Annotated in this window: 26 protein-coding genes; 11 read left to right on the top strand and 15 right to left on the bottom strand. The window is 42.0% G+C overall.

What is annotated here, in order from left to right; genetic code table 11:
- Nucleotides 1–39 precede the first annotated feature (39 nt).
- A complete protein-coding gene (gene secA, locus VM932_RS06030; protein WP_326277791.1) occupies nt 40–3,402 on the top strand; it encodes a preprotein translocase subunit SecA in 3,363 nt (1,120 codons plus the stop codon).
- Nucleotides 3,403–3,560: 158 nt separating this feature from the next.
- Complete coding sequence (locus tag VM932_RS06035) at nt 3,561–4,778, top strand: sensor histidine kinase (RefSeq protein ID WP_326277793.1); 1,218 nt, start codon at nt 3,561–3,563, stop codon at nt 4,776–4,778.
- A 170-nt stretch (nt 4,779–4,948) separates the two neighbouring features.
- Here VM932_RS06035 and VM932_RS06040 read toward each other — a convergent pair whose 3' ends face one another.
- Nucleotides 4,949–5,185 (bottom strand): hypothetical protein, encoded by a 237-nt coding sequence (locus VM932_RS06040; protein WP_326277795.1) that lies wholly within the window; start codon nt 5,183–5,185, stop codon nt 4,949–4,951.
- A gap of 324 nt (nt 5,186–5,509) precedes the next feature.
- Here VM932_RS06040 and msrA point away from each other — a divergent pair, with 324 nt between their 5' ends.
- Nucleotides 5,510–6,202: a peptide-methionine (S)-S-oxide reductase MsrA gene (gene msrA / locus VM932_RS06045; RefSeq protein WP_326277797.1), complete on the top strand. Its 693-nt coding sequence runs from the start codon at nt 5,510–5,512 to the stop codon at nt 6,200–6,202.
- 82 nt (nt 6,203–6,284) lie between these two features.
- On the opposite strand, the gene VM932_RS06050 is transcribed toward msrA, so the two are convergent.
- The 4 genes from VM932_RS06050 to VM932_RS06065 form a co-directional block, all read right to left on the bottom strand.
- Nucleotides 6,285–7,745, bottom strand: a complete 1,461-nt coding sequence (locus VM932_RS06050) for a hypothetical protein (RefSeq protein WP_326277799.1) — start codon at nt 7,743–7,745, stop codon at nt 6,285–6,287.
- On the bottom strand, nt 7,717–8,319 hold the full coding sequence (locus tag VM932_RS06055; RefSeq protein WP_326277801.1) for a hypothetical protein: 603 nt from the start codon (nt 8,317–8,319) through the stop codon (nt 7,717–7,719). The genes VM932_RS06050 and VM932_RS06055 overlap by 29 nt, the downstream gene beginning before the upstream one ends.
- Nucleotides 8,309–8,791 carry an RNA polymerase sigma factor gene (locus VM932_RS06060; protein WP_326277803.1) on the bottom strand — a complete coding sequence of 161 codons (483 nt, stop codon included), beginning with the start codon at nt 8,789–8,791 and terminating at the stop codon, nt 8,309–8,311. The genes VM932_RS06055 and VM932_RS06060 overlap by 11 nt, the downstream gene beginning before the upstream one ends.
- 206 nt (nt 8,792–8,997) lie before the next feature.
- A complete protein-coding gene (locus VM932_RS06065; RefSeq protein ID WP_326277805.1) occupies nt 8,998–9,423 on the bottom strand; it encodes an Ohr family peroxiredoxin in 426 nt (141 codons plus the stop codon).
- Between the two features lie 200 nt (nt 9,424–9,623).
- Between VM932_RS06065 and meaB the strand changes: the two genes are divergently transcribed.
- From meaB to VM932_RS06080, 3 genes are read left to right on the top strand one after another with little or no spacing between them, the layout of a single operon-like run.
- Nucleotides 9,624–10,667, top strand: a complete 1,044-nt coding sequence (gene meaB, locus VM932_RS06070) for a methylmalonyl Co-A mutase-associated GTPase MeaB (protein WP_326277807.1) — start codon at nt 9,624–9,626, stop codon at nt 10,665–10,667.
- A 35-nt stretch (nt 10,668–10,702) separates the two neighbouring features.
- The gene (locus VM932_RS06075; protein ID WP_326277809.1) at nt 10,703–11,665 is read left to right on the top strand and encodes a glycosyltransferase family 2 protein; all 963 of its coding nucleotides are present in this window, start codon (nt 10,703–10,705) and stop codon (nt 11,663–11,665) included.
- Nucleotides 11,646–12,518, top strand: coding sequence for a lysylphosphatidylglycerol synthase transmembrane domain-containing protein (locus VM932_RS06080; protein WP_326277811.1), 873 nt, complete (start codon nt 11,646–11,648; stop codon nt 12,516–12,518). Before VM932_RS06075 ends, VM932_RS06080 begins: the two co-directional genes overlap by 20 nt.
- Here the strand turns inward: VM932_RS06080 and VM932_RS06085 are convergent.
- The 5 genes from VM932_RS06085 to mazG all read right to left on the bottom strand — a co-directional run bounded on the left by VM932_RS06085 (nt 12,515) and on the right by mazG (nt 17,377).
- On the bottom strand, nt 12,515–14,173 hold the full coding sequence (locus VM932_RS06085; protein WP_326277813.1) for an ArnT family glycosyltransferase: 1,659 nt from the start codon (nt 14,171–14,173) through the stop codon (nt 12,515–12,517). The genes VM932_RS06080 and VM932_RS06085 overlap by 4 nt on opposite strands.
- Nucleotides 14,170–14,739 (bottom strand): phosphatase PAP2 family protein, encoded by a 570-nt coding sequence (locus tag VM932_RS06090; protein ID WP_326277815.1) that lies wholly within the window; start codon nt 14,737–14,739, stop codon nt 14,170–14,172. The genes VM932_RS06085 and VM932_RS06090 overlap by 4 nt, the downstream gene beginning before the upstream one ends.
- Nucleotides 14,739–14,966, bottom strand: coding sequence for a hypothetical protein (locus VM932_RS06095; RefSeq protein WP_293168299.1), 228 nt, complete (start codon nt 14,964–14,966; stop codon nt 14,739–14,741). Before VM932_RS06095 ends, VM932_RS06090 begins: the two co-directional genes overlap by 1 nt.
- 186 nt (nt 14,967–15,152) lie before the next feature.
- Nucleotides 15,153–16,520 carry an MATE family efflux transporter gene (locus VM932_RS06100; RefSeq protein WP_326277818.1) on the bottom strand — a complete coding sequence of 456 codons (1,368 nt, stop codon included), beginning with the start codon at nt 16,518–16,520 and terminating at the stop codon, nt 15,153–15,155.
- Between the two features lie 83 nt (nt 16,521–16,603).
- Nucleotides 16,604–17,377 carry a nucleoside triphosphate pyrophosphohydrolase gene (gene mazG, locus VM932_RS06105; protein WP_326277820.1) on the bottom strand — a complete coding sequence of 258 codons (774 nt, stop codon included), beginning with the start codon at nt 17,375–17,377 and terminating at the stop codon, nt 16,604–16,606.
- Nucleotides 17,378–17,531: 154 nt separating this feature from the next.
- Between mazG and VM932_RS06110 the strand changes: the two genes are divergently transcribed.
- The gene (locus VM932_RS06110; protein WP_326277822.1) at nt 17,532–18,176 is read left to right on the top strand and encodes a GDSL-type esterase/lipase family protein; all 645 of its coding nucleotides are present in this window, start codon (nt 17,532–17,534) and stop codon (nt 18,174–18,176) included.
- Between the two features lie 54 nt (nt 18,177–18,230).
- Nucleotides 18,231–19,766 (top strand): family 20 glycosylhydrolase, encoded by a 1,536-nt coding sequence (locus tag VM932_RS06115; protein WP_326278128.1) that lies wholly within the window; start codon nt 18,231–18,233, stop codon nt 19,764–19,766.
- Between the two features lie 3 nt (nt 19,767–19,769).
- On the opposite strand, the gene VM932_RS06120 is transcribed toward VM932_RS06115, so the two are convergent.
- The 3 genes from VM932_RS06120 to ruvX are packed head-to-tail and all read right to left on the bottom strand — an operon-like array spanning nt 19,770 to nt 21,273.
- Nucleotides 19,770–20,213, bottom strand: coding sequence for a DUF5606 family protein (locus VM932_RS06120; RefSeq protein WP_293168307.1), 444 nt, complete (start codon nt 20,211–20,213; stop codon nt 19,770–19,772).
- Between the two features lie 55 nt (nt 20,214–20,268).
- Entirely contained in the window at nt 20,269–20,859 is a 591-nt protein-coding gene (def, locus tag VM932_RS06125; protein ID WP_293168309.1) for a peptide deformylase, read from the bottom strand.
- A gap of 3 nt (nt 20,860–20,862) precedes the next feature.
- Nucleotides 20,863–21,273, bottom strand: a complete 411-nt coding sequence (gene ruvX / locus VM932_RS06130) for a Holliday junction resolvase RuvX (RefSeq protein ID WP_293168311.1) — start codon at nt 21,271–21,273, stop codon at nt 20,863–20,865.
- A gap of 100 nt (nt 21,274–21,373) precedes the next feature.
- Between ruvX and VM932_RS06135 the strand changes: the two genes are divergently transcribed.
- Nucleotides 21,374–22,189 (top strand): 2,3,4,5-tetrahydropyridine-2,6-dicarboxylate N-succinyltransferase, encoded by an 816-nt coding sequence (locus VM932_RS06135; protein ID WP_326277825.1) that lies wholly within the window; start codon nt 21,374–21,376, stop codon nt 22,187–22,189.
- Here VM932_RS06135 and VM932_RS06140 read toward each other — a convergent pair whose 3' ends face one another.
- Nucleotides 22,190–23,236 carry a glycosyltransferase gene (locus VM932_RS06140; protein WP_326277827.1) on the bottom strand — a complete coding sequence of 349 codons (1,047 nt, stop codon included), beginning with the start codon at nt 23,234–23,236 and terminating at the stop codon, nt 22,190–22,192.
- A 92-nt stretch (nt 23,237–23,328) separates the two neighbouring features.
- On the opposite strand from VM932_RS06140, the gene glf reads away from it, so the two are divergent.
- Together glf and VM932_RS06150 are read left to right on the top strand one after the other, a co-directional pair.
- Entirely contained in the window at nt 23,329–24,447 is a 1,119-nt protein-coding gene (glf, locus tag VM932_RS06145) for a UDP-galactopyranose mutase (protein ID WP_326277829.1), read from the top strand.
- 190 nt (nt 24,448–24,637) lie between these two features.
- Nucleotides 24,638–25,441 (top strand): glycosyltransferase family 2 protein, encoded by an 804-nt coding sequence (locus tag VM932_RS06150; RefSeq protein ID WP_326277831.1) that lies wholly within the window; start codon nt 24,638–24,640, stop codon nt 25,439–25,441.
- Here VM932_RS06150 and VM932_RS06155 read toward each other — a convergent pair.
- Nucleotides 25,423–26,241 (bottom strand): glycosyltransferase family 2 protein, encoded by an 819-nt coding sequence (locus tag VM932_RS06155; RefSeq protein WP_326277833.1) that lies wholly within the window; start codon nt 26,239–26,241, stop codon nt 25,423–25,425. The two genes, VM932_RS06150 and VM932_RS06155, sit on opposite strands and share 19 nt — an antisense overlap.
- Nucleotides 26,242–26,276: the final 35 nt, after the last annotated feature.

Here is a 26,276-nt window from a genome sequence, read left to right on the forward strand (position 1 = left end):
AATGGAACAGCTTTTGACAATCAAAAGAAAAAACATTTCATGAGTTTTATTAATTCCGTACTTAAGGTATTTGTAGGAGATAAATCGGAGAAGGATGTAAAATCGTTACAACCTTTGGTTAACGAGATAAAATCCTTTGAGCAACAACTGGAAGGATTGTCACATGATGAACTAAGACAAAAAACAGCCGTCTTTAAAGCCAGAATAGCCGAAGATTGCAAGGAAATCAACGATAAAATTGCCGAGCTGAAAGAAGAAGTGGAAAATTCCAACGACATTGATCGCAACGAGGAAATCTACTCCGAAATCGATAAGCTCAATGAAGAGGCATACAGTATTTCCGAAAAAACACTCAACGATATCCTCCCCGAAGCATTTGCCGTAGTTAAGGAAACTGCGAAACGATTTGCGGCCAATGAAACGCTTACCGTTACAGCTAGTGAATTCGACAGAGTGCTGTCGGGCGACAAGGATTATGTTTCGTTGGAAGGCGACAAAGCGGTTTGGCAGAACTCATGGGATGCCGCTGGTAAGGAAGTGACCTGGGACATGGTCCACTACGATGTGCAGCTGATCGGTGGTATTGCCCTGCATCAAGGAAAAATTGCCGAAATGCAAACGGGTGAAGGAAAAACCTTGGTGGCCACGCTTCCTCTCTACCTTAATGCTTTGGTAGGAAAAGGTGCCCACTTGGTAACCGTTAACGATTACCTTGCCAAAAGGGATAGCGCTTGGATGGCACCCATATTTGAATTCCATGGCCTTTCCGTGGATTGTATTGACAAGCACAGGCCGAACTCCGATGGAAGAAGGGCTGCTTACAATGCTGATATTACCTACGGTACCAACAACGAGTTCGGTTTTGATTACCTGCGCGACAACATGGCGCATACGCCCGATGATTTGGTACAGCGTCCGCACCACTACGCCATTGTGGATGAGGTGGATTCCGTACTTATTGATGATGCACGTACGCCATTGATCATATCCGGTCCCGTACCCGAAGGTGACCGCCACGAGTTCAACGAGCTCAAACCGCAGGTATCCGACATTGTACAAAAGCAACGTCAGCATTTAACCGGCGTATTGGCAGAGGCCAAAAAGCTGATAAAAGAAGGAAACACCAAAGAAGGAGGTTTCCTATTGCTTCGCGTACACCGCGGGCTGCCAAAAAACAAAGCACTTATCAAGTTTTTGAGTGAAGAAGGCGTTAAGCAATTGCTTCAGAAAACGGAAAACTTCTACATGCAGGACAACAATAGGGAAATGCCCAAAGTGGACGAGGACCTATTGTTCGTGATCGATGAAAAGAACAATCAAATAGAACTTACCGATAGAGGTGTGGAGTATATCTCAACAGACCAGGACAAAGAGTTTTTTGTTATGCCCGATATCGGTAGCGAGATAGCCAAAATTGAGGACCAAGATCTCGAAATTGAAAAAGAAGCCGAGCTCAAGGAAGAACTCTTCAAGGATTTTGCCGTAAAAAGCGAGCGTATCCATACCATGACCCAATTGTTGAAAGCCTACACCCTTTTTGAAAAGGATGTGGAGTATGTGGTAATGGACAACAAAGTAATGATCGTGGATGAGCAGACCGGTCGTATTATGGATGGCCGTAGATACTCGGACGGACTGCACCAAGCCATTGAGGCCAAGGAGAACGTGAAAATCGAGGCGATGACCCAGACTTTTGCGACAGTTACGCTGCAAAATTACTTTAGGATGTACAACAAGCTGTCCGGTATGACAGGGACAGCAGTTACGGAAGCAGGGGAATTCTGGGAGATTTATAAGTTGGATGTAATGGAAATTCCAACCAACAGACCCATCGCCCGTGACGATAGGCATGATTTGATCTACAAGACCAAGCGGGAGAAATACAATGCCATCATTGATGAGGTGACCAAACTTTCACAAGCAGGAAGACCTGTTTTGATAGGTACCACATCCGTTGAAATTTCGGAATTGTTGTCCAAATTATTGAGTGTACGCAAGGTTCCACACAACGTACTGAATGCAAAACTCCATAAAAAAGAGGCGGACATTGTGGCCGAAGCGGGTAAAGGTGGAATTGTGACGATTGCCACCAACATGGCCGGTAGGGGTACCGATATTAAACTTTCCCCGGAAGTTAAGGAAGCTGGCGGTTTGGCCATTATTGGTACGGAACGCCACGATTCCAGACGTGTGGACAGGCAGTTGAGAGGTCGTTCCGGACGTCAGGGAGACCCAGGCAGTTCACAGTTCTATGTTTCTTTGGAAGATAACCTGATGCGTTTGTTCGGGTCGGACCGTGTAGCCAAGATGATGGACCGTATGGGCTTGGAAGATGGTGAGGTCATCCAGCATTCCATGATGACCAAATCCATAGAACGTGCCCAGAAAAAGGTTGAGGAAAACAACTTTGGTATCCGTAAGCGTTTGTTGGAGTATGATGATGTAATGAATGCACAGCGTGAGGTAATCTATAAAAGAAGAAGGCACGCTTTGGAGGGTGAACGCTTAAAGGTGGACATCGCCAACATGATCTACGACACTTGCGAAGCCATTGCGGAGACCAATAAAATGGCCGATGATTACAAGAACTTTGAGTTCGAGCTCATCAAGTACTTCTCGATCACCTCGCCTATTGGCGAAGCGGAGTTCAAGAAAATGAGCTTTCAGCAAATCGCGAACAAAATCAATGATGAAGCCTACGATTTCTATAAACAGAAAATGGAGCGTAGTGCCACCGTTGCCTTCCAGGTCATCAAAAAGGTTTATGAAGACGAGTCCAACAAGTTTGAACGCATTGTAGTTCCTTTTACGGACGGCATCAAATCCTTGAACGTTGTGACCAATCTGGAAAAGGCCTACAACACCAACGGAAAGCAGTTGATCACCGATTTTGAGAAAAACATAACGCTGGCCATTATTGATGATTCCTGGAAAACGCACTTACGCAAAATGGACGAATTGAAACAGTCCGTACAATTGGCCGTTCACGAGCAAAAAGATCCGTTATTGATCTATAAGTTTGAAGCTTTTGAACTTTTCAAGGAAATGATCGACAAAGTAAACCGAGAAGTAATATCCTTCCTTTTCAAAGGAGAATTGCCATCGGAGAACACATCTCAAATCCAAGAAGCCAGAAATGTTCGCAGACCAAAGGAAAAACTTCAGACCACAAAAGAGGAAATTCCGAACAGCGACGAATTGGCAGCGCAAAACAGAGCAGCTGGACAAACGCAAGGACAACGCCCCCAGATAACAGAAACCATTGTGCGGGAAAAACCGAAAATTGGCAGAAACGAAAGGGTTACCATTAAAAATGTAATGTCCGGGGAAAGCAAAACGTTAAAATACAAACAGGCCGAACCATTGATAGACAAAGGAGAATGGGTTCTGGTCAACGACTAGAAAAACTCAAATAAAGCTTTTAAAGGTGGTAGTTATTAAGCTGCCACTTTTTTTATATCAAAAACATGGTTAGATTTACAGCGTAAAACACCCCATTAAGCTACTCTACCACACCGTTTTCAGCTTTTTTGTGGCAGAGGAACATTCACACGCAGCATATGAAAATTCCTAGGAAGGATACATATAGGTTACAAGACAAGATTGATTTGATACTTAAGGTAAATTACAATTCATCCTTCTTTGCTGCCGTTTTCGGATTGTTGTGTTTTTTCTTTTTGGATATAAGAGGAATCATACCCTACACCTTTTTGGGTTATGCCTTCATCAATTTACTGAACACCCTTTTGTACAAACAGCATAAGAATTTGGTGCTTACCTATAACTCCACTTCTATTCTTTCTATGCTGGGGGCGCTCATTATCACAATTTACAGTGGAGGAATCGAAAGTCCCTTTATTTTTGTTTTGGCGATAATTGTTTTTGCGGGCTATGTCACTACCAAAGTTTTTGGTCAACTCTATCTAATCCTTAATTTAGCGGTACTCACCCTTTTGTTCCTCTACGATACAGGGGATTTTAAGATTTCGGAAAATACCGTTCCTGTGGAAGCGAGGGATTGGTTCGCTTATTTGAGTGCTATGTTTGCCGTATATCTATTGGGTGGAGTTTTTGGTAAAAACCTCTTGAGAGCACACCATAAACTGTACAAATCCCGAAACGAAATCCAAGAGCGCATCGAGGAAAAAGAAACATTGTTAAAGGAGGTCCACCATCGAGTAAAAAACAACCTGCAAACGGTTTCCAGTCTTCTGAGCCTGCAATCCAGGGCAATAGATGACAGTAAAATCAGCAGTATCATAAAAAGCAGCCAAAACCGTGTGGTATCCATGGCCATGGTCCATGAGATGCTTTATAAACGAGATGACTATCTTTCCAAAATAGAATTGGAACCCTATGTAAGGGAACTTTGTGATTATTTGGTAAGGTCGGTAAAAGGAAGCAACCGAAATGTAAAGGTTGCCTTGGACATATCGGATTACAAACTGAGCATTGATACGGTAATCCCTTTGGGATTAATCATTAACGAAACCATTACCAATGCCTTAAAATACGGCATCACAGAGGGAAATGATGGAGAAATCCATGTCTCCGTCCAAAAAATGGAGAATAACCGCTACAAAATGTATCTAGGTGATAATGGAGTTGGCTATTCGGAAGAAATCAATCCTAAAACATCCAATTCCTTAGGATTAAAACTTATTTACAATCTAGCACGCCAACTTAGGGGCTCCATCAGTAGGGATTACTCCAAAAAAGGAACGCACTACACTATTGAGTTTGAAGAGGTGATAGAACAGTTCAACTCTGTGGATTAAAGTTTTTACAAAAGAAAAGGCCGGTTTAAAACCGACCTTACCAATACTTATTTTGATATAAACTTAAACTTCTATAAATTTTCTTTCCCTGAAGGAAAAGGCTATGCTTGCCAAAACAAAGGCAACGCTCAAAAACACCGTAAAGGGTATTAAAATATCCAATATCATGATTATGCCAATTTAGCCCTGTTCATTTTGGTTTTGAATGAAAGCTCCTTTTTGATTCGAGAGTTCTTAAATTTGTACAATCTCACCATTTTTCTATCCTTTCTAATAGTGTTGTTGATTGTTACATCCAACTCAACTCCTACTGTAAGGGCATCCACTTTGGCCTCTTTGGAAATATCTTGGGCAGAAGCCATAGTTCCGAAAAAAGTTACTGCGATGATGGTGAAAATTGTCTTCATTGTTCTGTTTGTTTTGTGATGTAAAATTACTTTCAAGCACAAGCTCAACTCGATTTCCATCGCTCAACAACCCGTTTTTTTCGGTGAATATTTTTTTTTCGGATGAAGTGTTTTTTATCTTCGACGAACGTTTTTACCCCTAAAAACAGCACACCGAACGCATGTGCATTTCATCGATAAACCCGCAGCACCAAACCCTTACAGAACATTGTGGTATATTTTCTTTTCTTTGTAGGAAAATACAATCAATAAAAATGATTAACATTTTTTAACGGCCGGCCAAGTAATTGTTGGTACCTTATTGCAACTAAACAAGAAACTAAAATGAAAATCGTGAGAACTCCATTTTTAATGCTGCTATTATTGGCATCCATAAGTTGCCAGCCCAAAAACAAATCGGGCAAACAAGAAGTTGCCCAAAAAGAATCCGACCCTCATTTGGAGACCAAATTGATTTCAGGACAACTTCAGAAATACGAGACCGCCTATTTTGCCAGTGGATGTTTCTGGTGCGTGGAAGCCATTTTCGAAAGTGTTAAGGGAGTCAAGGAAGTGTATTCAGGGTATTCTGGCGGTTCTGAGAAAAACCCGACCTACGAGCAGGTTTCTTATGGTAGAACCCATCATGCGGAGGCGGTAGAAGTATATTATGACCCAGAAGTAATCTCTTTCACACAGTTGGTCCAAGTGTTTTTTGGTTCTCACGACCCAACCACCCTAAACAGGCAAGGACCTGACCGTGGCGCACAATACCGTTCCATCGCATTTTATAAAAACGATAGGGAAAAAAAGATTATTCAAGACTATATTGACAAGCTGGAAACCGAAAATATTTATGGCAATCGCCCTATTGTAACAGAAGTGGAACCTTTTGAAAAGTTTTACAAAGCGGAAGAATACCATCAGGATTATGAAAAACGAAATCCAAATAACAGTTATATCAGAAACGTATCAATCCCAAGATTGAATCGTTTTAAAAAGAATTTTGAGTCCTACCTAAAAGAAGATGCCCACTAAAATTGGAAGGTAGGTTGTGGCCGTGAAGAAACAATGGCCTGAAGTAAGTTCGAGGTGGTTCCTTGGGACATATCGAACAAGATCAGTTCTTAAGAACCACCTCGCTGTATTTGGAGTTGATCTTGATGGTTTTCCCATCGTTTTTATTGATATGATATCCTGTATGGACATTGGCGCCATTTTTTTGCGTAGATGTCAATTGTAAAGTTTTTGGATATTGGAATCCGGATGTTGTCTCGCTAACGGAGATTGTATAAGGCGTTTCGGGCAGTTTACAGTCCAATTCCCCATTTTCCATGGAAATATCAATGGTGCTGAAACCATCGGAAACTTCATCAATACTAAGTACACCAAAGTTATTGGTTACCGTTGCCCTGTTCGCAATTCTACCAATCACCACGTTGGACGATACCGAGTTCAATTTTAGTTCCTTTACCTCTTTTAAATTGACCTTATCGGAGTAATCCGTACTAAGGCTGCCGTAATTCCAGTTCTGTACCACTACAGGCGAGTACGACACCCGAATATCCGTTTTGGCACCATCAATGGTAGAGGCAAGCAAGCTTGCGTAGGACAAGCTTGCATTGATGTTTTTGGTGTTTTCGGCCAGTTTTACCTCACCATGCCTCACGTCCAAGTTCAATTTAATGTACTTGGGCATTTTAATAACGATTCGTTTTTTGACCTTGTACTCTTTATGTTTCCCATCGGAAGAGAAATAGAACACATTGGGACTGCCGTGGATGGTTCTTGCATCTTCGCGAAGTTGTTTTCTAAGCTCGGTCTGCCCCTCTCTTAATTCAGCTTGCTGGGCTCGGAGCTCTTCACGTTGCTGTCTGAGCTGTTCGTGCATCTCCTCACGCACCTTTTCACGCTCTTCTCTGAGCTTATCCCTTTCTTCCTTCATCTCCTCTCTTCTGGCTTCTCGCTCTTCTGCCATCTCCTCCATACGTTTGCCCCATTCTTCAAAACGGGCTTTGTATTCCTTATCAAAAGTTTTGTCGAACTCTTTTTTCCACTCCTTCATGTATTTGTCCCCATCTTTTTTGTAGGCATCGTAATCAAACTCAATGGGTGGCATGGGAGGCATCGGTGGCATGGACGGCATTACGTTTATTTCCGGGATGGTGAACTCAGGAAGTTCCGGAATCTCCACATTCGCAATAATCTCGGCAACTGATGGCATCTCGGGGATGTCAATATTAAACCCTTCAAAATCGAACACATAATTGGGTCCGGCACCTTCGGTACTTACCTCAATTTCTTTGCTATTGCCCATAATTTTGACCAAATCCCGCTCAAAATAAGCATCGGCCTCCTCTTTGTCGACACCCTCTAGTTCGATTACCGCCGTAATTTCCACTTGATCTTTGTCCCATGTCTCAAATTGAATATCGGCATAACTAGTGTTGATGTTAAGTTCAGTGTCCTTATTGACATTGAAACTTTCCTTGTAAGTTTTGGATTTCTCCTGCGCTTGCCCGGTAAACCCGACCAAGGCAAGGAGCAATCCACTAAACAATATTTGATGATTCCTGTTCATTTTTTGATGATTTTAATTGATTCAACTTTGTTTTTAACTTTTGCAACAACTGCAGCCTTAACTGTAAGTTTTTGATGAGTGCGTTTATGGTTTGGTCATTGGGGCCCAATTCGTTCAGCTCTTGATTTAGCCTGTGGTATTCCTTGTTCAACTCGGCCAATCGCTCCATATAGCTGTCCATAAGTTCCTTGTTCTGGGGATCAACATCCAAATCCGATAGCTGTAAATTGATATTTGTAGTGTAATAGGTTTCAATCTTTTTTAAGTCCGGTGATAAATCGCCCAGTGACACACCCTGGTCATCATCATTTGAATTATTGCGATCAACAACCGTTACTTGCCCTTCTGGCACATCAATGGAGCCAATGTTGTTAAAATAATAAATGGATAAGCCAAGCACCGCAACTACAGAAGCCGCTATCTGCATCCAAAGGGAGAACACCTTTTTCTTTGGAGGGTTATTGGGCAGTTCCTTTTCCAGTTTGGCAAAAAACCGGTCCTCATGCCCATCCTCCATGGTAAAGCGTTTCTGCTCCCTTTCTTTCTCAAACAATTTTCTAAGGTCACGTGCCATAGGCCAAATCTTTTAATTTTTCTTTCAATTGTGCTTTTCCCCTTAACAATCGGGTTCTGGATGCTGTTTCTGTAATGTTCAAAATTTCAGCGATTTCCGAATGATCGTATCCCTCTACCAAGAACAATTGCACTACATATTTATATTTTGGTGGCAGTTCCTCAATGACTTCTTTCACTTGTTCAATGGAAATTCCTTCTTCCACGGACCAATCATCCTCTTCTGCCATTTGCAAGTAATCTTCGTTCAACTCCACCGTACGTTGGTGTTTCGATTTTAAAAAGTCGATACTGCCGTTCACCACAATTCTTTTTAACCAAGCCCCGAACGTTACATCCCCCTTAAATTGCCCAATACGCTGAAAAGCCTTTATAAACGAGTCCTGTAATATATCCTCTGCATCTTCAGCATTTTTGACAAATCGCATGGCCACACAAAACATACCATCGCAATACTGACGGTACAGTTTCATTTGTGCCTGACGGTCGTTCGCCTTGCACTTATCTACAAGCTCAATATGCAGCGCACTCGGTTCTATGTTTGGTTTTTTAGTTGTTCCTTAATAAGGACGATGCAAAAAATGCAACGTTGCAAATTAGTTTGTTTTTGGCTCTCTTTTAACAAAAAAAGCCCCGCTGATGGTTTCAGCGGGGCTCATTATTGTTTAAGTTGGGTGTTTTATTCGTCCATCAATAAATTTAAGTGCACGGTAATATTATCGCGTGTAGCCTTGCTATAAGGGCACATTTCGTGAGCTTCCTTAATAATGGTTTCACCCATTTCCTTATCCACCGTGGGCAAATACGTATCCAAGGTTACTTCCAAGAAAAAGCCTTCCTCCTCTTTATTGAATGCCACTATCGCGGTTACATTGAAATCTCCAAGGTCGTCCACACCGTGGCTTTTGGCAACAGCTTCTACCGCACCAGCGTAGCAAGTGGAGTAAGCTGCAGCAAAGAGTTCCTCGGGATTGGTCGATTTTGGATCCGGTTTTCCTTTTGAATTTGGCATGCTTATGTCAAAATCCAAAACGCCATCTTCACTCTTTACATGTCCAGCTCTTCCTCCTGTATTGGTGGCCTTGGCCTCAAAAATAGTTTTCATCTTTTAAATGTTTATAGGTTTGTAAAAATCAGCACCTGCACGGTAACCGATAATTTAACGAATAAGGTACCAATTTGTATGCGGAAGTCCACCTTAACAGATATTAAATTTTTGTGAAATGGATAAGCTGTATTGGTATCATGATTGGCCTAAACCCGTAAAATCTTTATAAATTCGTGATGAATTGATCAATAGCACCTTTGGCAGACAAAAGCAAAACACCCTCGAACACGGTTTCCAAAATCAAGGCACTCAGAAAACAAGAACTCTCTGCCGATGTTTTGGCGCAAGGTATTTTTGACGGCAACAAAGCGATGCTTGCCAAGGCCATTACTTTATTGGAAAGCACAAAACCGGCACATTTTGAAAAAGCCAATGCGGTCATAGAAAAGTGTTTGACCCAGCCCAACAAAAGCATTCGGCTAGGAATAACAGGTGTACCGGGAGTGGGCAAAAGCTCCTTTATCGAAACCTTGGGGAAGATATTGACCGATCAAGGCGATAAAGTGGCCGTTTTGGCCGTAGACCCGACCAGTTCCTTGAGCAAGGGAAGTATTTTGGGCGATAAAACCCGTATGGAAACCCTGGCTAAAGACCCCAATGCCTTTATACGCCCCTCCCCTTCTGGAACATCATTGGGCGGTGTAGCTCGAAAAACCAGAGAGAGCATCATCCTCTGCGAAGCAGCAGGCTATAATGTTATTTTGGTGGAAACCGTGGGCGTAGGCCAAAGTGAGATTGCCGTACACAGTATGGTGGATTTTTTCCTTTTGCTAAAACTATCCGGCGCAGGTGACGAACTCCAAGGTATTAAAAGAGGCATTATGGAAATGGCAGATGCCATAGCCATAAACAAGGCGGATGGCAGTAATTTGGAGCACGCAAAACTTGCCGTTACTGAATTTTCAAGGGCCTTGCACCTATACCCGCCCAAGGCAAATGGTTGGATACCCAAAGTGATGAAATGTTCCGCGCTAGAAAATACCGGCATCGAAGATATCTGGAAAATAGTCCAGCAATTTGTGGAGCATACCAAGGAAAACGGTTTTTTTGAAAAAAATCGGAAGCAACAGAACAAAAACTGGTTCCTTCAGACCGTGGATGAGTACATCAAACAATTTTTCCATCAAAAAGAAACCTTTAAAAAGGAACAAGCAGCTTTATTGACAGCTATTGACGGGAATAAAATTTCACCGTTCTATGCTGCAAAAATCCTATTGGACAAGATTACCAAGGAACTTTAAATAAAAGCAATAAATTTGCACAGATTTTATACTGAATGAGCACCGTCACCGATTCCCTTTTATCCATAGTGGTTCCTTTGTACAACGAGGAGGACAATGTGGTTCTTTTGACCCAAAAAATCAACGAAAGTCTTGAGGGGTACAACTACCAAATTGTGTATGTGGATGACTTTTCCACGGACAAAACCCGAACCAAGGTCAAGGAAATGGACGATAAGAGAGTCCATCTGATTGAACTGAAAAAGAACTATGGTCAAAGTTTGGCCTTGGCCGCCGGGATTGATTATGCCGAAGGGGAATACATCATTACCATGGATGGGGACCTGCAAAACGACCCTTCGGACATTCCACAGATGTTGGAATATGCCATTACCGAAGAATATGATTTGGTAACGGGCATCCGTCAGAAAAGAAAAGACTCCCAAGTCAAAAAAATACCATCAAAAATTGCCAACTTTTTGGTGCGCAGGGTGACTAAACTCGATATTAAAGACAACGGTTGTGCCCTAAAAGTTTTCACCAAGGACATCGCGAAAAGCCTTAATCTGTATGGTGAAATGCACCGTTTTATTACACTTTTGGCACATTTGGAAGGTGCACAGATCAAACAGGTTCCCGTAAAGCACCACGCAAGACACGCTGGGGTTTCCAAATACGGTCTGGAGCGGGTTTTTAAAGTGGTCGCCGATATGATGCTGTTGCTCTTTATCCGAAAATATTTTCAGCGTCCCATCCACCTCTTCGGGATTTTTGGGGTATTGTTGGTTATTTTGGGAGTTTTGATCAATGTGTATTTGTTGATCGTAAAGCTTGGCTTCGGACAGGATATCGGCACCCGACCATTGCTCATATTCGGGATGATGTTCATTGTGGGTGGCATCCAATTGTTTACCATCGGGATTGTGATGGAACTCTTGATCCGTACCTACTACGAATCGCAACAGAAAAGACCGTATCGTATCAAAAAAATCAGCATAGGTGACGGAAAGGCTACGTAAAAAGGGCATCACTGCCCTAAAAATCATCATTAGCGCAGTATTGATCTACTTTATTTTCACCAAAATAGAGTTGAAGGATGTACTCCAGACCCTAAAAAAGAGCCACCCCTTATATTTATTTTTGGCATTGCTGTCTTTTGTGCTGTCCAAAGTTTTAGCTGCCTTTAGGACAAACTTATATTTCCATCAAATCGGAGCTAAGATTTCCCAGTTGAGCAATTTGAAACTTTACCTGTTGGGAATGTTCTACAACCTCTTTTTGCCCGGGGGCATTGGCGGTGATGCCTACAAAGGCTACGTCATCCAAAAAGAATATCAACCAGGTACCAAGAAAGTAGTCTCCAGCTTACTCTTGGACCGTTTAAGCGGTATGCTTTTGCTTTTTGTGTATGCTTGTGTGCTTGCCCTCTTGGCAAAAAATGTATTTTTTCAAAGCTTTTATTGGTTGGTAACTGCGGCCATTCCCTTAAGTGTAATCGCTTTCTGGTTCGTGAACAAAATATTCTTCATCACTACCCTGCCCGTATTTTGGAAATCCCTAGGGTTTTCGGCCTTGGTGCAACTGGCACAATTAATCAGCGTATTATGTATTTTGAAGTCCTTGTCCGTTAGCATGGACACTATTGAATACCTCTTTGTGTTCTTAGTTTCTTCGATTGTCTCCGTGATACCTTTGACCATTGGCGGAATAGGAAGTCGAGAAGTCACTTTTTTGTACGGTGCAGAGTGGTTGGGGCTGAATGCCAGCACTTCCATCGGTATCAGTTTTACCTTCTTTTTGATAACGGCACTCACCTCACTTTTCGGAGTAATCTATCACTTTAAAAAGCCAAGACTGGATTCAGTAGATTAGTTCAAATGCACCAAATGCATTTTGTTCAATTTTTCTTCTCGCGTATCGGGATTCAAGAATTTGATTTGAAGTCGGGTAATCCGGAATTGGTCCACCGTAATTTGATTGTCCCAAACAATTCCTTTTTTCTCTAATTGCTTCAATTCTTTGTCCGTGGCATACACCCAAACATCATTTTTCTCCGCTATTTCCGAGAGCGAACTTATTTGTACGGGTTTCCTGTTATAAAAATCCAACGACCACGAATATTTTTCCGAAATCTTATAAATGCTATCGACGGGAATGTTGTTCTGCTTTACCTGCTCCGCCATGGTGGACCCCCCCTGGTATTCGAGCAGTTTTGGGTAAAAATGGGCATTCATCAAGCCATTTAACAACACCGAACTAAAAATGGCGACACTTACAATTTTTGTGTACGGCGCTTCTTTTTTCAAAATGAAACAAGTCACCAATGCAAGGGCCGTCAGCAAGAACAAATAACTGTACCAACGCTCGAATTTAAATACATAAAAACTCACCAAAACGGTAAAGACCGCCACTAGACCCAATATGAAGTATTGGATGCCCAAAATTACCTTGGCCATCCTCAATTTTTCCTTTTGATGCAACATATACAGGAATGCCGCCGATAGGATCGCATACAAAGGCATTAAAATGTTCATGTAGTGCGGCAATTTAAACTGCGCAAAACTGATGAGCAGGAACAAAATGGAAATCCCTCCAACGGTCAAAAACTCCAAGTTGGGCCTGTAGGCGAACTTGGTTTCCCAAAAGATTTTCAGTTTGGTCCAATAACCGATCAATGCGAGAACCGTCCACGGCAGGAACACCCATAAAAAGGTGTGGAAGAAAAAGAAGAAATCACTACTGTTCTTCCCAACCCCTTCACCACTCATGCGTTCAAAACTCTGTTCCCAAAAAATAAAGAAGATACCGCTACGGTTGTCTTTTCCCCTGATTACTTTCTCGGGATGCAAATCAAATTGATGGTAATAGGCGTACAACATCGGGGCAATGGTGGCACCAAACACCAAAATCGCCACCAAAACTTTCCAATTGAGCAATTGCTGCCATTTTCGGGTATAGGTCAAGTGGCACAGTATCGAAATCCCAATCACTACCAAAGCAATCTGACCTTTGGTGGAAAAGGCCATTCCCGCCCCAAAAGCACCCAGAGCGATACTTTTCAAGGTGTTTTGCTCAATATACTTGGCCAATTGCCAAATGGAAAAGATCGTGAATCCGGTCAAAACAGCATCGGTACGCACATCAATATTGGCCAGGACCATGGTTTGGGCCGTCATAAAAATCAATGAGGCAAACCTACCCACGTCCTTATTGTAAAGCAATTTTCCGAGACCGTAGCAACTGTAGGCGCCCAATAAAGTGGACAATATACCGGGAATGCGATATGCCCAATCGTGAATGCCAAATATTTTATAGGAAATGGCGGCCAGCCAATAATGCATATGCGGCTTATCGAGATACTCTTCGGGACCCTTGAACAGGCTTAGAAAATCGTTTTCCTGAACCATTCGCATGGCCATAACTGCAAATTGGGCCGAATCGTTCTCGAGCAGGGTGACGAACATTCCTATGATGTACACCATCACAATCAGCGCAATATAAAACCAGTATCTGGCGGTTGATATCATACCCCTGTTTTTTGGAAAGCAAATATAGCCAACTTGGCCCACAACCATCCGAAAAGCGAACCTACCAAGGCTCCCGAAACCACATCCAAGGGATAGTGTACACCAATGTAAATTCGACTGTAGGCTACAATGCATGCCCAAAGCATCAATACCCAAGCCATGTATTTTACCTTGTTCTTGAACATAACGGCAAAGAAAACAGCTGGGCCAAAGGAGTTGGCCGCGTGGGCTGAAAAATACCCGAATTGCCCGCCACAATAGCTTTTTACCAAGCGCATCAGGCTACTTACTTCGGGTTCGTGGCAAGGTCGCAATCTACCAACGCCGTATTTAAAGAAATTGGACAATTGGTCGGTACAGGTAATCAGCAAAGCGATGGACACCAAAATTATCCCGGTTCCCTTCCAACCAAAAGTTCGATAGGATAAGTAAAGTAGTAACAGATAAAGCGGAGCTGAATTTCTGGTGGTGGTCATAAACATCCAAAAGCCGTCCCAAGTTTCGGTCCCCAATCCGTTGAGGAACAAAAACAATTCTTTATCGTATTGCAGTAACTGTTCGATCATCAATCGTCGTATCTGGAGACTTCCCTATCGTAAAAGGCCGTAGCGGCTTCGATCAAGCTTTCGGCCTCTTCCATTAAATCCGCCTCATCCTCTTTGGAGAATTCTTCCATCCATTCCACTTCATCATTTTCCAGATTGATGATAAAACGTGGGTATTCGGTATGAACGATAAAAATGGCATCGGGATGGTCCGTATTGTCGGCCAATAAAAATTTAGGTAGTTCCATATCTATGAGTTGGGTTCCAAAAATAGAATGTTTTGTTTTCTGTTACTTGCTTAAATATATGATATGTGTTGTTTTTCTTGTCACCCTGAACGCAGTCGAAGGGACTATCGACAACTTCTCGACTGCGCTCGACGTGACAATTCCAGCTCAAATCATAAAAATTTGCGGTTTAGCCGAACCAATCATTTAGTTTTCAATCAATTTCTTGGTCAAAGAATTAAATCGAAGATACAACATTACGGCCGATGCCGTAAGCCCCGACAACAATCCTATCCAAATTCCCGTGCTCTGCAAACTGGTGTGCAGCCCCAAGTAGTAACTGATTGGAAAACCGATCAACCAATAGGCTACAAAAGTGATGAGCGTAGGTATCTTCACATCCTGTAAACCACGTAATGCCCCCAAAACCACCACCTGTAGTCCATCAGAGATTTGAAAAAAGGCGGCCACCAACAATAGTTTTGCCGCAATAACGATCACTGCTGAATTATCGGCTTGGTTGGCAATGTCGTCCACGTCCAAATAAATGGTCGGCAACCAATGTCTCCCCAATAAGAAAATCACAGCGAAAGCTATTTCCACCAAAAGCGTCAAGAAAAACACGGATTCCGCGATTCGCTTCAACTCTTTATGATTTCTGAGCCCTTTCTGATTTCCGACCCGTACTATGGCAGCCACACCGAGGCCCATGCCCACCATAAAGGTCATACTGCTCAAATTCAAGGCAATCTGGTTGGCCGCTTGGGCATTCTTTCCCAACACACCGCTCAACCAAATGGCCGCTGTAAAAATGGCCACTTCAAAAAACATTTGTAAAGCGGATGGAAAACCAAGACTGATGATTTTGTTCATTACCTTCTTTTCAATCTTTCTAAAATTGAAATGGGTCACGTAGGGTTTAAATTTCTCCTTGCGTTTTAGCAAATACCAGATAAAGGCCACCATAATCACGCGAGATGCCAAAGTACCTACCGCTGCCCCGACAATTCCCATTTTAGGAAAGCCCAAGGCACCAAAAATGAGTAAATAGTTCAGGGTGATGTTTACCACATTGGCCACAATGGTGGTGTACATAGGGTATTTGGTCTGCGATAGACCGTCCGAAAATTGTTTAAAGGCTTGAAATATGATCAAGGGCACCAACGAAAATGCCACCAAATCCAAATAGGGCAAAGCGAGTTCCACCACTTCTGGGGGCTGTTCCATATGGTGTATCAAGGGTTTGGAAACTTGGATGAGTCCAAACAGGGATAAACCCAGTGCGGTACAAAGCACCAAACCGTGTTTTAAGGCACTTTTGCCCGCTGCTTGGTCCTTTGCCCCGTCCGCTTCGGCCACCAAAGGAGTGATGGCAGTGGAAAAACCAATACCGAGCGACATGGCAATGAACACAAAACTATTGCCCAAGGAGACCGCTGCCAGTTCAGCAGTTCCCAATTGCCCTACCATAATGTTGTCTGCAAAGGCCACAAAAGTGTGCCCCAACATTCCCAAAATAACGGGATAGGACAGTTTTAGGTTATAGGCGAATTCTTTGGTGTAGTTTTGAAACACAGCGGATATTTAAAAAAGGATGGCAAATATAGGTAGATTGATGACAATCTTGGTCGGTTGAAATGTTAGGGAATGAATAAATCTCACAACTGCTTCGCCTCTTCCCAGTAAACGTCCATTTCGGCCAAGGTCATGTCCTTTATGGACTTTCCTGCTTCCTTGGCTTTTCCCTCCAAATATTGAAAGCGTTTGATGAATTTTTTATTGGTCCGCTCCAATGCATTTTCCGGATTGATTTTTAGGAAACGGGCATAATTCACCATCGAAAAAAGCACATCGCCAAATTCGGACTCCATTTTATCGGCATTGTTGGCCGCCACCTCTTCTTGAAGCTCCCCCAACTCCTCTTTCAGCTTTTCAAAAACCTGCTCGGGCTCTTCCCAATCAAATCCCACACCGGCTACCTTGTCTTGGATCCTATTGGCCTTCACCAAGGAGGGCAAACCATTGGGAACGCCTTCCAGCACGCTCTTTTTACCTTCTTTTAATTTGATATTTTCCCAATTCTGCTTCACATCCTCCTCATTCTCCACTTTTACATCGCCATAAATGTGCGGGTGTCGATTAATCAATTTATCACAGATGCCGTTGGCCACATCGGCAATATCAAAATCCTGTGTTTCGGAACCTATTTTGGCGTAAAAAACGATATGCAATAAAATATCGCCCAGTTCTTTCTTCACCTCTTCCAAATCATTGTCGAGAATGGCATCGCCCAATTCGTAGGTTTCCTCAATGGTTAAATGGCGAAGCGTCTGCATGGTCTGCTTTCTGTCCCACGGGCATTGCTCGCGCAGTTCATCCATTATGGTCAACAGACGGTCAAAAGCAGCCAACTGCTCCGATCTTGTGTTCATTGCTTTCTATTTTGACCAAAAATACGAAGTACCCACTTTAGAAAACCCAACTTCAAAAGTTACTTATGAAAAGTATTCGTGTATTTTTCAACAAAGCATTGTTACGGAAAAATATTACTATCTTCAACGTCGTTTTTAGGCAAAATCCTGTAGAATGAAACATTTTTTTATTGCATTGCTCTTGGTACCGTTAATGGCCATTGGGCAAAACGATGATCCTTTTAAAAATGAGGTTAGGTCAATTCAGCAAAAAAATGATTCCCTTTGGGATCCTTCCAAGCCGACCATTGTTTTTACGGGAAGTTCCAGTATCCGGTTTTGGACAGATATACAGAAAAGGTTTCCGGAACATCAAGTGCTGAACACAGGCTTTGGTGGTTCCCAATTTTCCGATCTTGGGCTTTATCTTGATGAATTGATTTTGGACTATAGGCCCGTAAAAGTATTTATTTATGAAGGTGACAACGATATTTTTGCCAAGAAGAGACCTCGAAAAATAGTAAAAACTGCCGAAGGCATCCTTGACAAGCTACAACTGGAAAATCCAAACATGGAGATTGTATTGATATCGGCCAAACCGAGTATCTCTCGATGGAAATACAGAGGTAGGTACCGTCGTCTAAACCGAAAATTGGACCGATTGGCATCAAAAACCGATGGGATAGATTTTGTTGACGTTTGGTATCCGATGCTAAATAAAAGAAAAGTAAAACAAGACATCTTTATTGAAGATGGACTTCACATGAACGATAAAGGATATGACATCTGGTACGATGTTATCAAAAATTACATAGACTAAAACCAAACAAACGTGATTTACAGATCAATTTTGCTGTTCGTTGCAGTTATCTGCATGACAGCTTGCCAAACCGAAAAAAAGGAAATCAATTTTCCAAAAACAGACCTTGCGAAAGCTCCGTTGATTCCAAAACCCATTAAAACCATTCCAACAGGTAGTGCCTTTGGACTGGATGCGGGAACTGCGATTTACACCTCGACCACAGACCCGGAATTTGAGAAAGTGGGCAGGTTTTTATCCGATAACATTAAATCCAAAACAGGGCTTGATGTTGCGGTAAATGCATCAAACGGGGAAAAATTAGAACGATTGATCTACATCAACCAATCGGATAGCGTTGATTTGGAAAGTCCGGAAGCCTATCAGCTCTACATCAAAAATGATTCCATTATTTTGAATGCCAAAACCGCTGCTGGGGCTTTTAGGGGTGTTCAGACGCTTCGCCAACTCATTCCGGAAAAAAGTAATGATACTTTGACGGACCGCCCCATGTGGGTAATTCCTTCGGGCAAGATAATGGATGCCCCAAAATTTGGTTACCGTAGCTCCATGCTGGATGTTGCCAGACATTTTTTCACGGTTGAGGAAGTCAAAAAATACATTGATGCCCTGGCTTACTACAAATTTAACACACTGCATTTGCACTTAACGGACGACCAAGGGTGGCGCATCGAGATAAAATCTTGGCCCAAACTGACCGAGGTAGGCGGTGCCAGCGAAGTGGGCGGTGGTGAAGGTGGTTTTTACACACAAGAACAATACAAAGACCTTGTGGCATACGCTGCGGACAGACATATTACGATTGTTCCCGAAATAGATATGCCAGGGCATACCAATGCAGCATCGTTGAGCTATCCTTTTTTACACTATGCCGGAGCAGAGACACCTCGGGTACGAACCGACATGAAAGTAGGCTACAGCTCTTTTGATGCCAAAAAAGATACCGTTTACAGCTTTTTGGATGATGTAATCGGCGAAATCGCATCCATGTCACCTGGTCCATACTTTCATATTGGGGGTGATGAAAGCCACGTGACCAAAAAGGATGATTACATTCTTTTTGTGGAAAAAGTGGAAAAAATTGTACAAAAGCACAACAAAAGAATGATCGGTTGGGACGAAATTGCACAGGCAGATATTGCCCCTAGTTCGGTAGTTCAATTATGGAACAATGCTGAAAATGCCTTGAACGCAGCTGAAAATGGTTCTAAAATTATTATTTCCCCTGCAAAAAAGGCTTATTTGGACATGAAATACGACTCCATCTCCGAATATGGCTTAAAATGGGCCGGGTATATACCTGTTGATGTGGGCTATAAATGGAATCCAGAAACCTATGCCGAAGGACTTGGTAAAGGGAACATTCTTGGAATCGAAGCCCCGCTATGGTCGGAAACCATAAGCAACGGTACCGAATTGGAATATTTGGCCTTCCCACGAATAATTGGTTATGCCGAATTGGGGTGGTCTCCCAAAGAACACTTAAATTGGGAAGATTACAAAGAGCGCCTTGCCGCACAAGTTCCCTATTTGGAAGCCATGCAAATCAATTACTACCCATCAAAATTGGTGGATTGGAAAAAGGAATAGTGTTTATTCTTCCTCTTCTGAGGCAGGAACAGTAGGTTCTTCAGCATCCTTTTCGTCTTCAACAAAATCAGTGATATTGTTGTCGAGAAGGATGTTGTACCACTGTACAATTTTTTTGATATCGCTAGCGTACACTCGATCCTCATCATAATTGGGAAGCACTTCAAAGAAATACTCTTCCAATTCTATTTTATCGGCCTTGTGACTAATGGAGGTTTTTTTGCCTTCTTCTTTCTCCTTGATTTTTTGAAAGACCTCTTTCAAAGGAATTTCCTCCTCCAAGGTATAAATGGCTATTTCGGACAACACGCTTACATTGCTTCTTAAACCAACGGTTACACGTTTGCCATCCAAAAGGGATTCGCCAACAAATCCGCCCCGGGTTTGTGTCAATAATTTGTAAAGTCCCGGTTTACCTCCAATAGATAAAATCTTGTCTAATGCCATTCAAATAGTAATTTATGGGCGCAAAAATATGTTTTTATTGCAAACAGCGATTTTTTTAACGTCCTTTTTTGATTTTGGGAAACCTCATTCTGTAATCCACATCTATTTTTCCTTTGGAAATTTTCTCCAATCGACTTTTTAAAAGACGTTTTCTAAGCGTTGAAAGCTTATCTGTGAACAAAATTCCTTCAATATGATCGTATTCGTGCTGAATCACCCGGGCCAATAGGCCGTCAAAAGTTTCGGTATGAGGTTTAAAGTCTTCATCCAAGTAACTTATGGTGATCTCGGGCTTGCGTTTTACATCTTCACGGATATCGGGAATACTTAAACAACCTTCGTTAAAGTCCCACTCCTTACCACTTTCCTCTTCAATTTTGGCGTTGATGAATACTTTCTTGAAACCATCCAGCTGTTCTTGCTCTTCCTTGGTCAACCCCTCATCATCCGCAAAAGGTGTGGTGTCAACCATGAACATTCTGATGGGAAGTCCCACCTGCGGGGCGGCCAAACCAACGCCATGGGCATTGTACATGGTCTCCCACATGTTTGTTATCAGTTCATCCAGTTTTGGATATTCCGATGTAATATCCTTTGCCTTTTTTCGCAACACGGGGTCTCCGTAGGCTACTATGGGTAAAATCATAAATCAAAATCTGTTTAAGTAGGCCTGCAATATGAGCGTGGCACTTATTTCATCGACTAGGGCCTTGTCCCTTCTTTTTTTCTTTTTCATTCCGCTGTCCAGCATGGACTGTACCGCCATTTTGGAGGTGAATCGCTCGTCTTGGCGTTCCACGGGAATGGATGGAAACTTGGTTTTTAGTTTGTTTAAAAATCCTTGGATAAGCTCTTCGGACTCGGATGCGGTATTGTCCATTTGTTTGGGCAAACCTACTACAAAACGTTCTACCGATTCCTTTTGCGTATACTCCGCCAAAAACGTCAACAAACCTTTGGTTTCAACGGTGGTCAAACCAGAAGCAATGAGCTGAAGTTCATCGGTAACCGCTATTCCCGTCCGCACCTTTCCAAAATCCAAAGCCAAAATTCTAGCCAAAATATTTTTTTGGCAAAAATAACCTTAAAAATGTTATGCGCTTAAAAATGGGAACCATAATTCTGCCATGGGGCTTATCTTTGTCAAAACTTTAAGAAAAATGACAGGATTAAGAACGCTGATTGAAAAAGCGTGGGACAATAGAGCCTTGTTGGAAGATGAAAAAACTCAAGTCGCCATACGTGAAGTAATAGACCTGATCGATGCGGGTGAGTTGCGATGCGCTGAACCAACGGAAAATGGTTGGCAGATCAACGAATGGGTGAAAAAAGCGGTGGTGCTTTATTTCCCCATCCAAAAAATGGAAGTTTTAGAAGCTGGCATTTTTGAATATCATGACAAAATTCCACTAAAAAAAGGATACAAAGAAAAGGGTGTCCGTGTAGTTCCACATGCCGTTGCCAGGCACGGGGCCTATATTTCCAAAGGAACCATTTTAATGCCCAGTTATGTAAACATTGGCGCTTATGTGGACGAAGGGTCCATGGTGGATACTTGGGCCACGGTGGGAAGTTGTGCCCAAATTGGTAAAAACGTCCATTTGAGTGGCGGTGTTGGTATCGGAGGTGTATTGGAACCTTTGCAAGCGGCTCCCGTAATTATTGAAGACAATGCCTTTATCGGATCTAGATGTATTGTTGTGGAAGGGGTGCGTGTTGAAAAAGAGGCCGTTTTGGGTGCCAATGTGGTTTTGACAGCTTCAACCAAAATAATCGACGTTACCGGAGACAAACCTGTCGAATTGAAAGGAAGGGTTCCGGCCAGATCGGTCGTCATTCCCGGCAGCTATACCAAAAATTTCCCTGCCGGTGACTATCAGGTACCCTGTGCCTTGATCATTGGTAAAAGAAAGGAAAGTACGGATAAGAAAACTTCGTTGAACAATGCCCTTCGTGAGCACAATGTAGCGGTTTAACTACTTGTTCAACTGTTCCAAAGCATTACCAACGGCCACTGTTAAAAAGTGGCCGTTGGTGATTTTTCCCCTTATTGTCTTTACATTGGAAATCATTTTTGAATAGCTCTCCGCGTCAATACTGTTCAATTTTTTAGATAATTCATCCAAAGATGAAATAGTAAAGCCTATTTTTTCTTCTTCGATTAGCTCCGCCACCGCTGCCTTATCCCAAACAATAACAGGCAATCCCGCCAACAAATACAATGAGGTTTTATGTGGATTGTTGTATTGGATGTATTTACCAAAGGCTCCATCGCATTCTTTAATAGCATTTCCGTTCCACACCAAACCAAAATTTCCTTTTAATTTGTTCAATACCTCATCTGGAGCAAAAACTCCTTGATAATCCAATATGGAACTGGTTCTTACTTTTTCCTTTTGATAACCATTCCCATAAAGCCTCAGTATAAAATCTGTTCCTTCCAACTCATCCGCCTTGTAAAGAAATGCACTTTTTTCCATACCCAATCCACCTGCAAAAACTACATCCCTTCCAAAGCTACCTGGCATTTGGGGTAACTTCTGCCCCCTGGCCAATAAATAGTCAAACAGGTAGAGCGGCACCATTTTGCCCTTATAGCCATTTTCAACAAACCACTCCATCATGACCTCATTGTGCAATATCAGAACATCGGCTTTATTGAAGCGTTTCATTTCCTTTTTCACATACTTGCTCTTACCCATGAGGGTCTTTACATCATGGACGATCAAAATGATTTTACAGCCCTTGAGCTTGGCAATCCCGATCTTGTAATTGAAAAACTTGCTGAGCGGGTACTGCATGCACAGAATGGATGAAAAGGGCAATAAAATCAATCCTTTGGTAATTCCAAAAAAACTAATAAGGGCCCCAAGGGCCGAACTTGGATGATTGCTTTGCTTGAGCCCCAAGTTTTTGAACCCCATTTGGGACAAGACGCCTTCACAATCCATTTTGGGCTTGGATGCGGCATTTTTGGAAAACTTATAGTTTCGGGAAATATAGAACAGGCCAGTGTTTTGCATGGTACGCGTTTTTTTTCAAAAATATTCTTTTTAAGCAGCTAATCCATAAATTGCGGCCAACCATTTGTTAAAGCTATTAAAACACCGACCTGATGAAAAACAGTCACAAATATGATTATTTAATTGTTGGTGCAGGACTCTACGGCGCAGTTTTTGCCCACGAGGCAACCAAACACGGCAAAAAATGTCTGGTGATCGATAAAAGAAACCACCTTGGTGGAAATACCTACTGCGAGGAAATCGAAGGAGTCAACGTACATAAATACGGCGCCCATATTTTTCACACCAACGACAAGCCTATTTGGGACTATGTGAACAGTTTTGTCCCTTTCAACCGGTATACCAACTCCCCATTGGCAAACTTTCAAGGAAAGTTATACAATCTACCCTTCAACATGAACACTTTTTACCAACTTTGGGGAACAAAAACACCTGATGAAGCCAAGACGGTTCTTGAGGAACAAACCAGCAAGTACAGGAAAATCAAACCTTCCAACCTTGAAGAGCAAGCATTATCATTGGTCGGGGAGGATATTTATACAAAATTGATAAAGGGATATACTGAAAAACAATGGGGACGAAAGGCGACAGAACTTCCTGCTTTCATCATTAAAAGATTACCCTTAAGGTTTACATTTGACAACAACTATTTTAACGATGCTTACCAAGGCATACCCTCTGGAGGGTACAATAAACTTACCGAAGGTCTATTGAAAAATGTAGAGTGCAGGACAAATGTGGACTTCTTTAAGGAAAAAGGATGTTTGACCGAATTGGCCCGGCAGGTAGTGTTTACAGGGAAAATAGACGAGTATTTTGATTACTGTCATGGCAAACTCGAGTATCGAGGCTTGGATTTTGAACATCAAGTACTGAATCTATCCAATTACCAAGGAAATGCAGTCGTAAACTATACCGAAGCAAAAATTCCATTTACAAGGATCATAGAGCACAAACATTTTGAATTTGGCAATCAAAAGGCTACGGTGATCACAAAAGAATACCCCTTGGAAGCCTCATCGGATAAAGAACCGTACTATCCCATTAACGACATCAAGAATACCAAAATTTTCAAAGCATATCAAGAAATGGCAAAGAAAGAGACCACCATTTTTGGGGGACGACTGGCTGAATATAAATATTACGATATGCATCAGGTAATAGGTGCGGCCCTTAGCAAAACAAGAAAACTATTTATCGAAAAATCTTAATTCAACACGCAACTCTTGGCCCTGAATCCCGTCTAAACAATGAATGAATTTGCCCAAATTATTGTTTTAGCGGAAAGTAAGCAGGGAAATTGAGGGGCCGATTCTTTGTAAGAAAAAGAAACGTTCAAACAATTTTTTCGCTGATTTTTTGTTATAGCTTTGTACAAATTAAACACCACACCAATAAATTATGGCTGAATTGAGCACCCCAAGGCAAAAAATATCAGCACTTGTGATTACCTACAATGAAATGGGATACATTGAAAAATGTATCGACTCCGTTTCCTTTGCCGATGAAATTTTAGTGGTTGATTCCTACAGTACCGATGGTACTTACGAGTATCTTTTGGACCATCCCAAAGTAAAGGTGATTCAAAACCCTTTTGAAAATTTTACGGCCCAAAAATCGTTCACACTTAAACAGGCGACAAATGATTGGGTCTTGTTTTTGGATGCGGACGAGGTGGTTACAGAGAGTCTTCAAAAAGAAATTATCGACACCATAAACAGCCCAAATGCCCAAGAAGCATATTGGTTTTATAGAAAGTTTATGTTCCAAAACGAGCCTCTAAATTTTAGCGGATGGCAGACCGACAAAAATTATAGACTGTTCCGAAGGAGCAAAGCTCATTTCACCGATAGAAAAATTGTGCACGAAACTTTGGTTGTCGATGGCAAGTCTGGCATTCTAAAGGAAAAATTGATTCATTTCTGCTACAAAGATTATGAAGACTATAAAGGTAAAATGCTCAAGTATGGCAGATTAAAGGCCAAAGAAGACTTTTACAGGGAAAAGCATTTCAATTACCTTTTGATGACAGTAAAACCTATCTGGAAATTCTTCAACCATTACATTCTACGCCTCGGATTTTTGGATGGCAAAAAAGGATGGACCATTTGTTACTTGAACGCCCTTGGTGTCCTTGAAAGGTTCAAAACGTTAAAACGATTGGAAAAAAAGAACGAGCTTGCCTATTATTTGGTAATGCCATAGTGGGTCCAAACCATTTTATTGGATTTGGTCTCCTTTCTAATGGCTTGGTTCTTGGCAATGGATTCAGGTGTTTTATATCCCCTTTTATGATCTAAGTGCACGCAGACCGCACTATAACGTAACTGTTTCGATTTTATCCCAAAATTGAACAAACGCTCCCCCAATTCACGATCCTGCCCACCGTACTGCATACGTTCGTCAAAACCGTTCACGTTTAAAATATCCTTTTTCCAACCCGATGAATTATGACCGTTCCAGCTGGCATTGGTCGGAGTGAAAGTATTCAACAACTTGGAAACAATTCCATTTGCCGTGAGTTTGTTGTTCTTAAAAGTCTTTGGAATACCTTTTTCCTTGAGCCAATGAATATTAAAACAATGCTGGTTTTCAATATCTTCAAGGGTAATCATTTTGGAAATGTTCATGGGCAGCATATAGTACCCGCCAGAAATAAAGTATCCAGGTTCTTTGTTAATGTAGTGGACCTCAACAAAATCTTCCCGTGGAATGCAGTCACCATCTGTCATAATAATATAATCGGCATTGCACGCCTCCACTGCCTTATTGAGAATTCTTGACTTTTGGAACCCGTCGTCCTCTTGCCACACATGGATAATATTGTAAAAAACCCTTTTGGACATCTCTTCCACTAACTCCTTGGTTTTGGGACCGGAACCATCATCGGCAACAACCACTTCAAAATCCTTGAAAATTTGGCAGTTGAACCCCCACAGCACTTTTTTCAGCCACTCTTCGGCGTTATAAGTGCTTACAATTACTGATATTTTCGGTGATTCCATTTCCTTTTGGTTCATCTGGGCAAAAATAGAAATAT

This window comes from Flagellimonas halotolerans, assembly GCF_035818535.1.
Lineage (GTDB): Bacteria > Bacteroidota > Bacteroidia > Flavobacteriales > Flavobacteriaceae > Flagellimonas > Flagellimonas halotolerans.

Excerpts from the sequence above, each read along its gene's own strand:
- VM932_RS06090 (WP_326277815.1), bottom strand. The coding sequence starts at position 14,739 with ATGATCGAACAGTTACTGCAATACGATAAAGAATTGTTTTTGTTCCTC.
- VM932_RS06155 (WP_326277833.1), bottom strand. The coding sequence starts at position 26,241 with ATGGAATCACCGAAAATATCAGTAATTGTAAGCACTTATAACGCCGAA.
- VM932_RS06075 (WP_326277809.1), top strand. The coding sequence starts at position 10,703 with ATGAGCACCGTCACCGATTCCCTTTTATCCATAGTGGTTCCTTTGTAC.
- VM932_RS06085 (WP_326277813.1), bottom strand. The coding sequence starts at position 14,173 with ATGATATCAACCGCCAGATACTGGTTTTATATTGCGCTGATTGTGATG.
- glf (WP_326277829.1), top strand. The coding sequence starts at position 23,329 with ATGAAAAACAGTCACAAATATGATTATTTAATTGTTGGTGCAGGACTC.
- VM932_RS06040 (WP_326277795.1), bottom strand. The coding sequence starts at position 5,185 with ATGAAGACAATTTTCACCATCATCGCAGTAACTTTTTTCGGAACTATG.
- VM932_RS06115 (WP_326278128.1), top strand. The coding sequence starts at position 18,231 with ATGACAGCTTGCCAAACCGAAAAAAAGGAAATCAATTTTCCAAAAACA.
- VM932_RS06055 (WP_326277801.1), bottom strand. The coding sequence starts at position 8,319 with ATGGCACGTGACCTTAGAAAATTGTTTGAGAAAGAAAGGGAGCAGAAA.
- VM932_RS06050 (WP_326277799.1), bottom strand. The coding sequence starts at position 7,745 with ATGAACAGGAATCATCAAATATTGTTTAGTGGATTGCTCCTTGCCTTG.
- VM932_RS06060 (WP_326277803.1), bottom strand. The coding sequence starts at position 8,791 with ATGAAACTGTACCGTCAGTATTGCGATGGTATGTTTTGTGTGGCCATG.
- VM932_RS06150 (WP_326277831.1), top strand. The coding sequence starts at position 24,638 with ATGGCTGAATTGAGCACCCCAAGGCAAAAAATATCAGCACTTGTGATT.
- VM932_RS06120 (WP_293168307.1), bottom strand. The coding sequence starts at position 20,213 with ATGGCATTAGACAAGATTTTATCTATTGGAGGTAAACCGGGACTTTAC.
- VM932_RS06035 (WP_326277793.1), top strand. The coding sequence starts at position 3,561 with ATGAAAATTCCTAGGAAGGATACATATAGGTTACAAGACAAGATTGAT.
- def (WP_293168309.1), bottom strand. The coding sequence starts at position 20,859 with ATGATTTTACCCATAGTAGCCTACGGAGACCCCGTGTTGCGAAAAAAG.
- mazG (WP_326277820.1), bottom strand. The coding sequence starts at position 17,377 with ATGAACACAAGATCGGAGCAGTTGGCTGCTTTTGACCGTCTGTTGACC.
- msrA (WP_326277797.1), top strand. The coding sequence starts at position 5,510 with ATGAAAATCGTGAGAACTCCATTTTTAATGCTGCTATTATTGGCATCC.
- VM932_RS06095 (WP_293168299.1), bottom strand. The coding sequence starts at position 14,966 with ATGGAACTACCTAAATTTTTATTGGCCGACAATACGGACCATCCCGAT.
- VM932_RS06065 (WP_326277805.1), bottom strand. The coding sequence starts at position 9,423 with ATGAAAACTATTTTTGAGGCCAAGGCCACCAATACAGGAGGAAGAGCT.
- secA (WP_326277791.1), top strand. The coding sequence starts at position 40 with ATGAGTTTTATTAATTCCGTACTTAAGGTATTTGTAGGAGATAAATCG.
- VM932_RS06110 (WP_326277822.1), top strand. The coding sequence starts at position 17,532 with ATGAAACATTTTTTTATTGCATTGCTCTTGGTACCGTTAATGGCCATT.
- VM932_RS06135 (WP_326277825.1), top strand. The coding sequence starts at position 21,374 with ATGACAGGATTAAGAACGCTGATTGAAAAAGCGTGGGACAATAGAGCC.
- VM932_RS06140 (WP_326277827.1), bottom strand. The coding sequence starts at position 23,236 with ATGCAAAACACTGGCCTGTTCTATATTTCCCGAAACTATAAGTTTTCC.